Source organism: Streptomyces sp. NPDC051172 (assembly GCF_040682555.1).
In the GTDB taxonomy this organism is placed as follows: Bacteria; Actinomycetota; Actinomycetes; order Streptomycetales; family Streptomycetaceae; genus Streptomyces.
The window spans coordinates 17033-30790 of sequence record NZ_JBFBBE010000108.1 but is presented as its reverse complement, the minus strand read 5'-3'; the positions used below and the strand labels follow the sequence as shown (position 1 = coordinate 30790).

General features: G+C 68.5%; 14 protein-coding genes and 1 pseudogene. 10 read left to right on the top strand and 5 right to left on the bottom strand.

The genetic code is table 11. The features are described from left to right. The 7 genes and pseudogenes from AB0N07_RS40075 to AB0N07_RS40045 all read left to right on the top strand — a co-directional run. Nucleotides 1-76: pseudogene (locus AB0N07_RS40075) on the top strand (R3H domain-containing nucleic acid-binding protein); the annotation flags it as partial. Nucleotides 77-167: 91 nt separating this feature from the next. Then, entirely contained in the window at nt 168-1616 is a 1449-nt protein-coding gene (gene glmU / locus AB0N07_RS40070; protein WP_365843952.1) for a bifunctional UDP-N-acetylglucosamine diphosphorylase/glucosamine-1-phosphate N-acetyltransferase GlmU, read from the top strand. A 75-nt stretch (nt 1617-1691) separates the two neighbouring features. Next, a complete protein-coding gene (locus AB0N07_RS40065) occupies nt 1692-2672 on the top strand; it encodes a ribose-phosphate diphosphokinase (RefSeq protein ID WP_365843950.1) in 981 nt (326 codons plus the stop codon). Between the two features lie 205 nt (nt 2673-2877). Further along, the gene (locus AB0N07_RS40060) at nt 2878-3474 is read left to right on the top strand and encodes a 50S ribosomal protein L25/general stress protein Ctc (RefSeq protein ID WP_365843948.1); all 597 of its coding nucleotides are present in this window, start codon (nt 2878-2880) and stop codon (nt 3472-3474) included. Between the two features lie 258 nt (nt 3475-3732). Then, entirely contained in the window at nt 3733-4335 is a 603-nt protein-coding gene (gene pth / locus AB0N07_RS40055) for an aminoacyl-tRNA hydrolase (protein WP_365843946.1), read from the top strand. A 42-nt stretch (nt 4336-4377) separates the two neighbouring features. Then, entirely contained in the window at nt 4378-4893 is a 516-nt protein-coding gene (locus AB0N07_RS40050) for a hypothetical protein (protein WP_365843944.1), read from the top strand. A gap of 135 nt (nt 4894-5028) precedes the next feature. After that, nucleotides 5029-5712, top strand: coding sequence for an LPXTG cell wall anchor domain-containing protein (locus AB0N07_RS40045; protein WP_365843942.1), 684 nt, complete (start codon nt 5029-5031; stop codon nt 5710-5712). A gap of 60 nt (nt 5713-5772) precedes the next feature. Here the strand turns inward: AB0N07_RS40045 and ppc are convergent, their stop codons facing one another. Further along, nucleotides 5773-8514, bottom strand: coding sequence for a phosphoenolpyruvate carboxylase (ppc, locus tag AB0N07_RS40040; protein ID WP_365843940.1), 2742 nt, complete (start codon nt 8512-8514; stop codon nt 5773-5775). 313 nt (nt 8515-8827) lie between these two features. On the opposite strand from ppc, the gene AB0N07_RS40035 reads away from it, so the two are divergent. Continuing rightward, on the top strand, nt 8828-9835 hold the full coding sequence (locus tag AB0N07_RS40035; RefSeq protein ID WP_365843938.1) for a fatty acid desaturase: 1008 nt from the start codon (nt 8828-8830) through the stop codon (nt 9833-9835). Further along, nucleotides 9832-10509 carry a TetR/AcrR family transcriptional regulator gene (locus AB0N07_RS40030; protein WP_365843936.1) on the top strand — a complete coding sequence of 226 codons (678 nt, stop codon included), beginning with the start codon at nt 9832-9834 and terminating at the stop codon, nt 10507-10509. Before AB0N07_RS40035 ends, AB0N07_RS40030 begins: the two co-directional genes overlap by 4 nt. A gap of 26 nt (nt 10510-10535) precedes the next feature. Here AB0N07_RS40030 and AB0N07_RS40025 read toward each other — a convergent pair whose 3' ends face one another. The 3 genes from AB0N07_RS40025 to AB0N07_RS40015 form a co-directional block, all read right to left on the bottom strand. After that, entirely contained in the window at nt 10536-10709 is a 174-nt protein-coding gene (locus AB0N07_RS40025; RefSeq protein ID WP_365843934.1) for a CsbD family protein, read from the bottom strand. A gap of 64 nt (nt 10710-10773) precedes the next feature. Further along, nucleotides 10774-11142: a glyoxalase gene (locus tag AB0N07_RS40020; RefSeq protein WP_365843932.1), complete on the bottom strand. Its 369-nt coding sequence runs from the start codon at nt 11140-11142 to the stop codon at nt 10774-10776. Nucleotides 11143-11145: 3 nt separating this feature from the next. Beyond that, the gene (locus tag AB0N07_RS40015; RefSeq protein ID WP_365843930.1) at nt 11146-11958 is read right to left on the bottom strand and encodes a trans-aconitate 2-methyltransferase; all 813 of its coding nucleotides are present in this window, start codon (nt 11956-11958) and stop codon (nt 11146-11148) included. Between the two features lie 90 nt (nt 11959-12048). Between AB0N07_RS40015 and tamR the strand changes: the two genes are divergently transcribed. Next, nucleotides 12049-12546: a MarR family transcriptional regulator TamR gene (gene tamR, locus AB0N07_RS40010; protein ID WP_184561325.1), complete on the top strand. Its 498-nt coding sequence runs from the start codon at nt 12049-12051 to the stop codon at nt 12544-12546. 149 nt (nt 12547-12695) lie between these two features. Here the strand turns inward: tamR and AB0N07_RS40005 are convergent, their stop codons facing one another. Continuing rightward, nucleotides 12696-13463 carry a response regulator transcription factor gene (locus AB0N07_RS40005; RefSeq protein WP_365843927.1) on the bottom strand — a complete coding sequence of 256 codons (768 nt, stop codon included), beginning with the start codon at nt 13461-13463 and terminating at the stop codon, nt 12696-12698. Between the last annotated feature and the right edge of the window lie 295 nt (nt 13464-13758).

Here is a 13758-nt window from a genome sequence, read left to right as displayed (position 1 = left end):
GTTCGAGCGCAAGGTCGTGCACGACGCAGTCAAGGCTGCGGGCCTGCGCAGCGAGTCCGAGGGCTCGGGCCCTGACAACACAGTCAGGGCCCGCTCCCATGTCCCCCAAGAAACGCCCCGGTATCCTGCGGATGTCCCCACTCACTCCACAGCCGAAGGGCAACCCCGTGAGCGCCATTCGCCCGGCAGCCGTCGTCGTTCTCGCAGCGGGTGAGGGCACCCGTATGAAGTCGGCCGCACCCAAGGTCCTGCACGAGCTCTGTGGCCGCAGCCTCGTGGGGCATGTGCTCGCCGCCGCCCGTGAGTTGGACCCCGAGAACCTCGTCGTCGTGGTCGGGCACGCCCGCGAGAAGGTCATCGCCCACCTCGCGGAGACCGACCCCGCCGTACGCACCACCGTGCAGGCGGAGCAGAACGGCACGGGCCACGCCGTACGCATCGCCCTGGACGAGCTCGGCGGCAGCGTCGACGGCACGGTCGTCGTGGTGTGCGGAGACACCCCTCTGCTCACCGGTGAAACGCTCCGGCAGCTGGCCGCGACGCACTCCGCCGACTCGAACGCCGTCACCGTGCTGACCGCCGAGGTCCCGGACGCCACCGGATACGGCCGGATCATCCGCGACGAGATGACCGGTGCCGTCACCGAGATCGTGGAGCACAAGGACGCCACCGAGACGCAGCGCGAGATCCGTGAGATCAACTCCGGTGTCTTCGCGTTCGACGGTCTGCTGCTCGCCGATGCGCTCAAGAAGGTCCGTACGGACAACAGTCAGGGCGAGGAGTACCTGACGGACGTCCTCGGGATCCTCCGCGAGGCCGGTCACCGCGTCGGGGCGTCCGTCACGGGCGATCACCATGAGATCGCCGGGATCAACAACCGTGTGCAGCTGAGCGAGGCGCGGCGGATCCTCAACGACCGGCTGCTGACCCGTGCCATGCTCGCCGGCGTCACCGTGATCGATCCGGCGACGACCTGGGTCGACGTCAGCGTCACGTTCGAGCAGGACGCCGTCGTCCACCCGGGTACGCAGCTGCACGGCTCCACGCACATCGCCGAGGGTGCGGAGGTCGGCCCCAACACGCGTCTCACCGACACTCAGGTGGACGCCGGGGCGCGTGTCGACAACACGGTGGCCGACAGTGCTCATATCGGCCCGCAGGCCAAGGTCGGCCCGTTCGCCTACCTCCGTCCGGGGACGCGGCTGGGTGCGAAGGGCAAGATCGGTACGTACGTCGAGACGAAGAACGCCTCGATCGGCGAGGGGACGAAGATCCCGCATCTCTCCTACGTCGGTGACGCGACGATCGGTGACTACACCAACATCGGTGCCGCGAGCGTGTTCGTGAACTACGACGGTCAGGAGAAGCACCACTCGACGGTCGGGTCGCATTGCCGGACGGGTGCGGACAATATGTTTGTGGCTCCTGTCACTGTCGGGGACGGCTCGTACACCGCTGCGGGGTCCGTGATCACGAAGGATGTGCCGCCCGGTTCGTTGGCTGTGGCCCGTGGTCAGCAGCGGAATATCGAGGGTTGGGTGGTTCGTAAGCGTCCGGGTAGTGCGGCGGCGCAGGCGGCCGAGGCGGCGTCTCGGCAGGTCGAGAGCGAAGACTGACCGGAAACGGGGGCGCCGGACACGGCGTACCGTGATAAGTGCACACCCAGTTGAGACACCTCTGAGGAGACAGCTGTGACCGGGATCAAGACGACCGGCGAGAAGAAGATGATGTTCTTCTCCGGCCGCGCCCACCCCGAGCTTGCCGAGGAGGTCGCCCAGCAGCTGGGGGTCGGCGTCGTCCCGACGAAGGCGTTCGACTTCGCGAACGGTGAGATCTACGTCCGCTATCAGGAGTCGGCGCGTGGCGCGGACTGCTTTGTGATCCAGAGCCATACTGCTCCGATCAACCAGTGGATCATGGAGCAGTTGATCATGATTGATGCGTTGAAGCGGGCTTCGGCGCGGTCGATCACGGTCATCGTGCCGTTCTACGGTTACGCGCGGCAGGACAAGAAGCACCGTGGTCGTGAGCCGATCTCGGCTCGGCTGGTGGCGGATCTGATGAAGACGGCGGGTGCGGACCGCATTCTGACCGTGGATCTGCACACGGATCAGATTCAGGGCTTCTTCGACGGGCCGGTGGATCATCTCTTCGCTCTTCCGCTGCTTGCGGACTATGTGGGTCAGAAGGTCGACCGGGGCAAGTTGACGGTTGTTTCGCCGGATGCGGGTCGGGTGCGGGTGGCGGATCGGTGGTGTGACCGTCTGGGTGCGCCGCTGGCGATCGTGCACAAGCGTCGGGACAAGGACGTCGCGAACCAGGTCACCGTCCATGAGGTCGTGGGTGAGGTCAAGGGTCGGGTTTGTGTCCTGGTCGACGACATGATCGACACTGGTGGCACCATCTGTGCCGCGGCCGATGCGCTGTTCGCGCACGGTGCGGAGGACGTGATCGTGACGGCGACGCATGGTGTGCTGTCCGGTCCCGCTGCGGACCGTCTGAAGAACTCGCGGGTGAGTGAGTTCGTGTTCACGAACACGCTGCCGACGCCGGGTGAGCTGGGCCGGGATCTGGACAAGATCACGGTGTTGTCGATTGCGCCGACGATTGCGAGTGCGGTGCGTGAGGTGTTCGAGGATGGTTCGGTGACGAGCCTGTTCGACGAGCAGTAAGGGTTCTGCGCCGTCGGGCTCTGGCTCGGGCGGAGATCGTTTTGGGTGTGGCCTCCTTGGCCGAGTAGACTGCTGCAGTTGCTCGGCGAGGGAGGCCGTACCCGTTTTTGTCGGGGTATGGCGGTCCGTTATCGACGCGCTCTTCGTAGCAGGCCGTTCGTGGCCGGGTGACCACGTCCGTTCCTGTTTTCCACGAGGAGTGATCATGTCCGAGGTGAAGCTCACCGCCGAGACCCGTACCGAGTTCGGTAAGGGTGCTGCCCGTCGTATCCGTCGTGACAGCAAGGTTCCCGGTGTTCTGTACGGTCACGGTTCCGACCCGCTGCACCTGACCCTTCCGGGTCACGACCTGCTGCTTGCGCTGCGTACGCCGAACGTCCTGATCTCTCTGGACATCGACGGCAAGACGAACGAGCTGGCGATCCCGAAGTCGGTTCAGCGTGACCCGATCAAGGGTTTCCTGGAGCACGTCGACCTGCAGCTGGTCAAGCGTGGCGAGAAGGTCACGGTCGAGATCCCGGTGCACACCGAGGGCGAGCTGGCCCCGGGTGGCAACCTGCTGGAGCACGTCCTGAACGCGCTGCCGGTCGAGACCGAGGCCACGCACATCCCCGAGGCCGTCACCGTCTCCGTCGAGGGCCTGGAGGCCGGTGCCTCCGTCCTCGCCAAGGACATCACGCTGCCGAAGGGCACCACGCTGGCCGTCGAGGAGGACACTGTCGTCCTTCAGGTCCTGGCCTCGCAGGCCGAGGAGGCCGCGGAGGGCGAGGAGGCCGCGGGCGAAGAGGTCGCCGAGGCCTGATCCTCACCGTCTTGGTTTCGTTCAGCCGCTGTCCCTTCGGGGGTGGCGGCTGGCGTGTATTACTCAGGTTTGCCTCGCGGTGTCCGCACCGGTCACCCTGGCTGGCCTTCTTTTCTGCTGGGGGTCCGGGGGTTATCCCCCGGAAAAATGCAGCACCTGGATTTGCCGCGCGATGTCCGTCCCGGTCATCCCCACTGCCCTGCTTTTCTGCCGGGGGTCCGGGGGTTGTTGTCCCCCGGGAAGGCACAGTAAGGAGTTATGGACGTGACCACCCCTGCCAATGCCCCCTGGTTGATCGTCGGCCTCGGGAATCCCGGGCCCGAGTATGCGATGAACCGGCACAACGTCGGGTTCATGGTGGCGGATCTGCTGGCCGAGCGGATCGGGGGGAGGTTCAAGCGTGCGGGGAAGGCGCAGGCGCAGGTCGTGGAGGGGCGGATCGGGCCTGTGGGGCCGACGAATCGGCGGGTGGTTCTGGCGAAGCCGATGTCGTACATGAATCTGTCCGGCGGTCCGGTGAATGCGCTGCGGGATTTCTACAAGGTGCCGGTGGCGAACGTCGTGGCCGTGCATGACGAGTTGGACATCGATTACGGCGTTCTTCGCCTGAAGCTCGGTGGTGGGGACAACGGGCACAACGGGTTGAAGTCAATGACGAAGGCGTTCGGGGCGGAGTATCACCGGGTGCGGTTCGGGATCGGGCGGCCTCCTGGTCGTATGCAGGTCGCCGATTTTGTGCTGAAGGATTTCTCCTCGGCGGAGCGCAAGGAGCTGGACTACTTCGTGGACCGGGCGGCGGACGCGGTGGAGTGTCTGGTGATCGAGGGGTTGGAGCGGGCGCAAAGCACGTACAACTCCTGACTTGTCCCCCACCGGAGTTGACCTGGTGTGGGGGCATGGCCAATGATCCCGGCCATGCCTGCCACTGCTGCCTCGTCCCGTCAGGTTTCGCGCCGGGCCTCGGTTGCCGCTTTGCGGTTCGGGCGGTTTGCCGCGATGGGTGCGGTTGCGGTGGTGATTCTGATCGCCGGGGTGTGGGCGTCGTGGCGGACGGCTCCGTATGTGATGCTCACGAAGGGGCGGGAGCGCGGCACGATCGAGGTGGCGCGGTGCGGGGACGATTCGTGCTGGGGTCGCTATACGCCGATTTCGCAGGGTTCTTCGGGTCGTGACCGGGTGGTCATCGAGAAGACGGTTGCGGTGCGCAAGGGGCAGACGTACACGGTGGTGGTGAAGCCGGGCAGCGATGAGGTCGTGCGGTCGGGGCCGGCGGGGATTCTGTATGCGTGGGTTCCGTTCGGCGGGGCTTTGCTGCTGGCTTCGGTGGTGGTGGCCGGGGGGCTGGGGCGGACGCGGGCCGGGTGGGTCATGGCCGGGTCGGGAGTCGTGCTGCTGACTGCAGCTTTCGTGACTGTCTGACGGGTTTTCCCGTTCTCCGGCCTGTGGAGAGCGTGAGTGTTGTCTGTTCGTAATTGACCTTGGGTCAGTCGCGGCTGGATGCTGAGCCGCCCCCTCCACATCTTCCCGTCCGTAACTCGAAGATGGACTTGCCCCATGCGTACTCTCACTCGCGCCGGCGCGCTGTCCGCCGTCGCCGCGGCGGCGCTGTTCTCGGCGCCTGTTGTCGCTCACGCCACGGTTCCCGGTGACAACGGGAGCGTGAAGATCCATGACGCCACCACCGGCGAGGAGCTGAAGCGCAACGAGCCGCACGTCTGCACGTTCTATCTGGACGCGTTCGGTTTTGACGCGGTCCAGCAGGTCGACTGGCACATCGAGGCCTGGGCTCCGACGGCCGGTGTGAAGGGCAGAACGGTGAGGACCGGCGCCATCACGCTCGACCCCGAGGGTCATGGCCGTACGGCGGACATGTCGCTGCCCGACGGGCACTACAAGCTGTTCTGGAACTTCGACGGTGAGAAGGGCGCCGCCAAGCACAAGGTGTTCTGGACGGACTGCAAGGACTCGCAGGGCGGCGGCAGCGGTTCGACGCCTTCGCCGTCGGCGTCTTCCTCGGCGTCTCCGTCTCCGTCGTCGTCTTCCTCTTCGTCTTCGTCGTCGCCCGGGTCTTCGCCTTCGGCCGGGTCTTCGGGGTCCTCTTCCGCGTCCCCGCAGGGTGGTTCCGGCGGTGGTCTGGCCGAGACGGGCAACAGTGCTCCGGTGGGCCTGCTCTCGGGTGTCGCGGCCGCGCTGGTGGCCGGTGGCGGTTATCTGGTGGTGCGTCGGCGCAAGGCCTGATGTACGGCATGAGGGTGCCCCCGGGCTTCGTACGAGCCCGGGGGCACCCTCATGTGTGGGTCAGCCGGTGTTGCGCAGGCCCGCTGCCACGCCGTTGACGGTGAGCAGGAGGGCGCGGGAGAGCAGCGGGTCGGGCTGCTCGCCGGCGGCCGCGGCGTCGCGCTGGCGCTTGAGGAGGGTGACCTGGAGGTAGGAGATCGGGTCCAGGTAGGCGTCGCGGATGGCGAAGGTCTGCTTCAGCACCGGGGCGGCGTCGAGGAGCTCCTTCTCTCCGGTCACCTTGAGCACCTCGCGCACGGTGAGTGCGTGCTCGGCCTTGATGGTGTCGAAGACGTGCTTGAGTTCGTCGGGGACGAGCGTGTCGACGTAGTGGGAGGCGATGCGCAGGTCGGTCTTCGCCAACGTCATCTCGACGTTGGAGATGAAGTTGCGGAAGAAGTGCCACTGTTCGTACATCTCGTCGAGGACGGTGTCCAGGCCCGCCTCGCGCAGGGCCTTCAGGCCCGAGCCGACGCCGAACCAGCCGGGGACGATCTGCCGGGACTGGGTCCAGCCGAAGACCCAGGGGATGGCGCGCAGGCCGTCGAGCGAGACGCCCGAGCCGGGGCGGCGGGAGGGCCGCGAGCCCAGGTGCATGTCGGCGAGCTGGTCGACCGGCGTGGAGGCGAGGAAGTACGTCGGCAGGTCGGGGTCCTCGACGAGGCGGCGGTAGGCGGCGTGGGCGGCGTCGGAGACGACGTCCATGGCGGCGTCCCAGCGGGCGAGTGCCTCGACGGACTGACGGGGGGCGGTGTGCAGGGCGGAGGCCTGGAGGGTCGCGGCGACCGTGAGTTCGAGGTTCTCCCTGGCCAGGGACGGTACGAGGTACTTGTCGGAGATGACCTCGCCCTGTTCGGTGACCTTGATCTCGCCTTCGAGGGTGCCCCAGGGCTGGGCGAGGATCGCGTCGTGGGAGGGGCCGCCGCCGCGGCCGACGGTGCCGCCACGGCCGTGGAACAGCCTCAGCCGCACCCCGTAGCGGTGGGCGACGTCGCGCAGGCGGCGCTGGGCGCGGTGGATCTCCCACTGCGAGGTGGTGATGCCGCCGAACTTCGAGGAGTCGGAGTAGCCGAGCATGACCTCCTGGACGTCCCCCCTGAGCGCGACGAGGCGCCGGTAGGACGGGTCGGAGAGCATGTCCTCCAGGATGGTGTCGGCGGCCTTGAGCTCGTCGGTGGTCTCAAGCAGCGGCACGATGCCGATCTTGGCCCAGCCGGCGTGCAGGTCGATGAGGCCGGCCTCGCGGGCGAGGACGGCGGCGGCGAACACGTCGTCGGCGCCCTGGCACATGGAGATGATGTACGACTCCACGACCTCGGGTCCGAAGACCTCCAGGGCCCGCTTGACGGTCTGGAAGACTCCGAGGGTCTTCTCGCCGGGCGCGTCGACGGGTGCCGGGGTGGGGGCGAGCGGCCTTCTGGACCTGAGCTCCTTGGCGAGGAGCTTGGCCCGGTAGTCGCGGGGCATGTCGGCGTAGCGCCAGGACTCCTCGCCGAGGCGGTCGAAGAGCTGGCCGAGGGCGTGGTGGTGGGCGTCGGCGTGTTCGCGTACGTCCATGGTGGCGAGCTGGAGGCCGAAGGCGGCGAGGGTGCGGATGGTGCGGTTCATGCGGCCGTCGGCGAAGAGGCCGCCGCGGTGCTCGCGCAGGGAGGTCTGGATGAGGGTGAGGTCCGTCAGGAGCTCGCTGGTGCCGAGGTAGTCGCGGCCCGTCTCGTGCGGGGTGCCCTTGGCGAGGCGCTGCTTGGTGTTCTCCAGCTTCTGCCGGATGCAGGTGGCCTTGAGGCGGTAGGGCTCCTCGGCGTTGAGGCGCTTGTAGCGGGGGCTGATCTCGGGGAGGCGTTCCAGGTCGGTCTGGAGGGAGCCGAGGAGTTCCTGGGTGGCTCCGGTGTAGCGGATGGAGTTCGACAGGAAGCCGCGGAGTTCGTCGATGAGTTCCAGGGCGTCGTTGATGCCGTGCTCGTGCTGGAGGATCAGGACGTCCCAGGTGACCTGGGGGGTGACGTTCGGGTTGCCGTCGCGGTCGCCGCCGATCCAGGTGCCGAAGGTGAGGGGGCGGGTGTCGTCGGGGAGCTTGACGCCGACGCGCTCCAGTTCGGCGGTGAGGTCCTCCAGGACGTCTCCGACGGCACCGGCGTGGAGCTCGTCGAGGTAGTAGATGGCGTTGCGGGCCTCGTCGGCGGGTTCGGGGCGGACGACGCGGAGTTCGTCGGTCTGCCATACGAGGTCGATGTTCTCGGCCAGTCGGGTGTCGTGGCGGCGGCGGTCGGCCTCGATGACCGGGGTCTCCAGAAGTGCTGCGATGCGCCGGAGCTTGTTGAGGACCGACCGGCGCGCGGCCTCGGTGGGGTGCGCCGTGAACACGGGGCGCACGTTGAGGTGGCGGACCGTCTGGCGCAGGTGCTCGGGGTCGGCGTCCTTCAGCCGGTCGGCGGTACGGGCGAGCAGGCCGCCCTCGGCGGCGCGCTTGGCGCGCAGCTCGCGGCCGCGGTGGACCTGCTCGGTGACGTTCGCCAGGTGGAAGTAGGTGGAGAAGGCGCGGACCAGCTTGGCTGCGGTCTCCAGTTCGGTGCCGCGCAGCAGTTCGGCGGCGGCCTCTCCGTCCTCGCGGGTGAGGCGACGGACCTTTTCGACGAGTTCCAGCAGCTCGGGGCCCTCCTGCCTCACGAGGGTCTCGCCGAGGAGGTCGCCCAGCCGCCGGATGTCGGCGCGCAGTTCGCTGCTGGTGCTCGTCTGAGGCACGGTCTGATCGTCGGCACTGCTCACAGGTGCGGCTCCTTGCAGTGTTGAAGCTCGTCCGGGCGGGGAACCCGGCGCCCTGGGCCGCGCGGCGGGCGCCGCATACGGCCCTGACATCCGGGAAAGGAATCAGAGCGGACCGCGCTGTCCGACCGACTCCAGGATAGGTGTCCATGCGGACGCGCATGATTTCGGGCTCTCGCCGCCGGGTGACTCGCTGCCATACTTACGACGCCGTAGGTTACGGAACCGTAGGGACGGTCGTAACGGAAACCGGGCACGGTTCCCACGGCCACCCTCGTATCGCCCTCACAACCCTCGACCCCACAGGGGACGCCCCATGACCACAAGCTCCGATGTGATCGACGACGCCCCGAAGGCGAACAACGACACCCCAGTCTCGGCAACCCTCGGCGGCGACAAGAAAGGGTCGGTCGAACAGCTCGCGCTTCTCCTCTTCATCGTCGTGCCCTTCCTGGCGCTCCTCGCGGCTGTTCCGCTGGCCTGGGGCTGGGGCGTGAGCTGGCTCGACCTCGGCCTGCTGGTCCTCTTCTACTTCCTCGGCTGCCACGGTGTGACGATCGGCTTCCACCGCTATTTCACCCACGGCTCCTTCAAGGCGAAGCGTCCGCTGCGCATCGCGCTCGCCATCGCCGGTTCGATGGCGGTGGAGGGCCCGCTGGTGCGCTGGGTCGCCGACCACCGCAAGCACCACAAGTTCTCCGACGCGGAGGGCGACCCGCACTCCCCGTGGCGCTTCGGCGAGACCCTTCCGGCTCTGATGAAGGGCCTGTGGTGGGCGCACATCGCCTGGATGTTCGACGAGGAGCGGACACCTCAGGACAAGTACGCGCCGGATCTGATCAAGGACCCGGCGATCCGTGCGATCTCCCGGCAGTTCATCCTCTGGACGATGCTGTCGCTGGCTCTGCCGCCGCTGATCGGCGGTCTGGCGACGATGTCGTGGTGGGGTGCGTTCACCGGGTTCTTCTGGGGCTCACTCGTCCGGGTGGCTCTGCTGCACCATGTGACCTGGTCGATCAACTCGATCTGCCATGCGGTCGGCAAGCGGCCCTTCAAGTCGCGTGACCGTTCGGGCAACGTCTGGTGGCTCGCGGTGCTGTCCTGCGGTGAGTCCTGGCACAACCTGCACCACGCCGACCCGACCTCCGCGCGGCACGGTGTGATGCGCGGCCAGGTGGACTCCTCGGCGCGCATCATCCGCTGGTTCGAGGCGTTCGGCTGGGCGTACGACGTGCGCTGGCCGTCACGCTCACGTATCGATTCGCGCCGTAACACCGGCCAGGACTGCTCTCAGACCCGGAAGGAGTCGGCGAAGGCGGCATGATTGACGCCGTGGCGACCGACTCCAGCAGCACCCCGACGAATGAGAAGCCGCGGCGAGCCCGGCGCACCCGGATGACGGGGGCCGAGCGCCGTCAGCAGCTGCTCGAGATCGGTCGCACCCTGTTTGCCGCCAAGGGCTTCGAGGGCACGTCGGTGGAGGAGATCGCGGCGAAGGCCGGGGTGTCCAAGCCGGTGGTGTACGAGCACTTCGGCGGCAAGGAGGGGCTGTACGCGGTGGTGGTGGACCGTGAGATGCGGCGCCTGCTGGACATGGTGACCAGTTCCCTGACGGCCGGCCATCCGCGCGAGCTGTGCGAGCAGGCGGCGTTCGCGCTTCTCGACTACATCGAGGAGTACACGGACGGGTTCCGCATCCTGGTCCGTGACTCGCCCATCCCGCAGTCGACGGGTTCCTTCGCCTCGTTGATCTCGGACATCGCCACCCAGGTGGAGGACATCCTGGGCCGCGAGTTCAAGTTGCGCGGCTTCGACCCGAAGCTGGCTCCGCTGTATGCGCAGGCCCTGGTCGGCATGGTCGCCCTGACCGGCCAGTGGTGGCTGGACGTGCGCCGTCCGAAGAAGGCGGAGGTGGCGGCGCATCTGGTGAACCTGGCGTGGCACGGCCTGGACGGGCTGGAGGCCAAGCCGCACCTGATCGGGCGCCGGAAGAGCTGACTCCGGCGCCCTGGGGTGTGCCCCGCTCAGTGCTTGAAGACGTCCTTCCCCTTCTCCTTCGCCTGGCGTGCGTCGCCCTTCATCTGGTCGGCCTTGCCTTCGGCGGTCATCCGCTCGTTGCCCACGGCGCGACCCGTCGCTTCCTTGGCCTTGCCCTTCATCTGTTCCTTCTTGCCCCTGGCCTTCTGTTCCTTCGCCACGTTTCTCACCCCCTGCCGGGTTCGGCGTCGATGTCACCTCAGCGGGTGACCACCGCGGGCGCGGTCAAACAGCGGTCACCGGCTCAAGGAACTCCAGCCGGTTGCCCACGGGGTCCTGGGAGTAGAAACGCCGGTGGCCCGGCAGGTTCTCGTCCCACTCCACCTGCGCCCCGTGAACCTGCAGCCGGGCGGCGTACCGCTCTATCCCGCTGACCCGCAGCCCGGGATGGGCCTTCCGCGCGGGCCGGAAGTCCTGTTCGACCCCCAGGTGCAGCTGCACGGCCCCCGCCTGGAACCAGCACCCGCCCCGCGCCGCGAGCACCGGCGGCTTGGGGATCTCGGCCATCTGGAGGATGCCGGCGTAGTACGCGCGCAGCCGGTCCTCGGAGCCGGGCGGGGCGGCGAGCTGGACGTGGTCGACGGCGGTGATCACGACTCACGCCTCCTTGTGGGCCACGGCGAAGATCCGGCGGAACGGGAACGCCGTACCGTGCGCCCCGACCGGATAGGCCTCCCTGAGGGCCGTCCGGTACTCGTCCAGGAAGGCTTCCCGGGCCGCCGGGTCGTCGGCGAGTGCGGTGAGGACCGGTCGCAGGCCGGTGCCCTTCACCCAGTCGAGGACCGGGTCCTCGCCGGTCAGGAGATGGATGTACGTCGTCTCCCAGACGTCCGCCGTGCAGCCGAGGGCGGTCAGCTGCTCCAGGTAGGTCTCGGGCGCGAGGACGGCGTCGTCGTGGCGGAGTGTGTCGGCGAGGCGGTCCTTCCAGCGGGCGGAGCGGGCCAGTTCGCGCATGAGCCGGTGGCTGGGGGCGTCGAAGTTGCCGGGGACCTGGAAGGCGAAGGTGCCGCCGGGCTTCAGGCCTGCGATCCACTCCCCGAAGCGCCGGGTGTGGCCGGGGACCCACTGGAGGGTGGCGTTGCTGACGATCAGGTCGTACGGCTGTGCGGGCGCCCAGGTGCGGGCGTCGGCGGGGGCGAAGTCGAGGCGGCCGCCGCCGGGGGTGGGTCCCGCGTGGTCGACGTGGGCCTTGTCGAGCATCTCGGGCGAGTTGTCGTAGCCGGTGATGTGGGCGGCGGGCCAGCGGTCGGCCAGGAGGACGGTGACGTTGCCCGGACCGCAGCCCAGGTCGGCGATGCGGGGCGGCTGGGCGGGCAGGGCCGGAATACGGGCGAGGAGGTCGGCGAAGGGGCGGGCGCGGTGGCCGGCGTGGCGGAGGTACTGGGTGGGGTCCCAGGTGGGGGTGCTCATGTCTCCCTACCTTCCCCGCCCAATTCTCTCGATGTCAAGAGACTTGACGTCAAGAGACTTCACATCGACACAACCACTACACTGATCGTCATGGAGGACGAGGTCGATCGACTGGTCGCAGCGTGGCGCCGGGAGCGTCCGGACCTCGACGTGGAACCGCTCGAGGTGCTCAGCCGGGTGAGCAGACTGGCCCGGCATCTGGACCGGGCGCGCCGGCTGGCCTTCGCCGAGCACAACCTGGAGCCCTGGGAGTTCGACGTGCTGACGGCTCTCCGGCGCGCGGGCACGCCGTATCAGCTCTCGCCGGGGCAGCTGCTGACGCAGACCCTGGTCACCTCGGGCACGATGACGAACCGCATCGACCGCCTGGCGAAGAAGGGCCTGGTGGAGCGGCTGCCCGACCCGAGCGATCGCCGCGGTGTGCTGGTGCGGCTGACGGACGAGGGCCGGGACCGCGCGGACCAGGCCCTGGCCGGACTGCTCGACCAGGAGCGCGCGATCCTCGCCGAGCTGTCGCGTGCCCAGCGGGGTGAACTGGCGGGGCTGCTGCGGCAGCTGACTGCGCCGTTCGACAACATCCCCGGCTAGGCGCTCCGCTGGGAGAGCCGTGTGGGTAGTGCCGCGATGGGTCGTCGGCGTGTGCGGCTTCGTCGTGGCTGGTCGCGCCCGCGCGGCGGAGCCGCATGTCAAATGCAGCCCCGCGCCCCTTCAGGGGCGCTGCCGTTCACCGGCGGTGATCAGGCGCTGGTGCTCTCCTCCACCCGGCCGGCAGGCCCCAGGTCGACGGGTCCGACCCCTGCTCGCCGTGCCAGCGCGACCGCGGCCAGGGTCGAGTGGACGCCCAGCTTCCCGAGGACGTTCTGCATATGGGTGCGGACGGTGTGCGGGGAGAGGAACAGGCGCTCGGCGACGGCCTTGCGCCCCAGGCCTGCGACCATGCACCGCAGCACTTCCCGCTCCCTCGGCGTGAGGGACTCCACCAGCTGCTCGCTCTCGGTGCGGTGCTTGCGCGCGGCCGTCAGCTCCCTGAGGACGCCCGTGAGCAGCGCGGGCGGCAGATGGGTCTCGTCGCGCAGGACGCCCCGGATGACATTGAGCAGCCGGGACAGCGAGCAGTCCTTGGCGACCCAGCCGGAGGCCCCGGCCTGCAGGGCGAGTGCGGCACGCCGCGGATCGTCCTTCTCGGCGAGGACGACGATCCGTACGCCCGGCTGCCCGGACCGTACGCCGGCGACCAGTGAGATGCCGTCGACCAGCCCCTCCTCATTGCCTTCCTGGACGGGCACGGCGGGCCGTACGCCCGGCACGTTGCCGCCGAGGTCGGAGTCGACGAGCAGCACGTCGAAGCGGCGGCCCTCGGCCGCCGCGCGCTCCAGGCTGCGCAGCGCGGCGGGACCGCTGCCGGCCGCGGAGACGTCGACGTCGGGCTCGGCCGCAAGGGCGGCGGCGAGCGACTCGGCGAAGATGCGGTGGTCGTCGACGACCAGGACTCGGATGCGAACCACGAAACCCCCTTCCCCAAGCTCTCCAAGAGCAGGGGATACCCCATTGTCGGGAGACGGCACGGGCGCAGGTACGGCACCCGAAGCATCCCAGGTCGTCTGTGACCACCTGGGACCGGAACGGCGCACCGCACGGCCGCCGCCGTGCGGAAACTGCTACCCCCACTTCGGGCGTCGTACCCGACTGTCTCGCCCCCTGATCGACACCGGCCCCCACCGGTGCTGTTCATCAGGGTACGGCCGGGGGGCAGGAGCGGAAGGTAATTTGCAGAACTCGCTGGCCGACGCGTTTATCGTG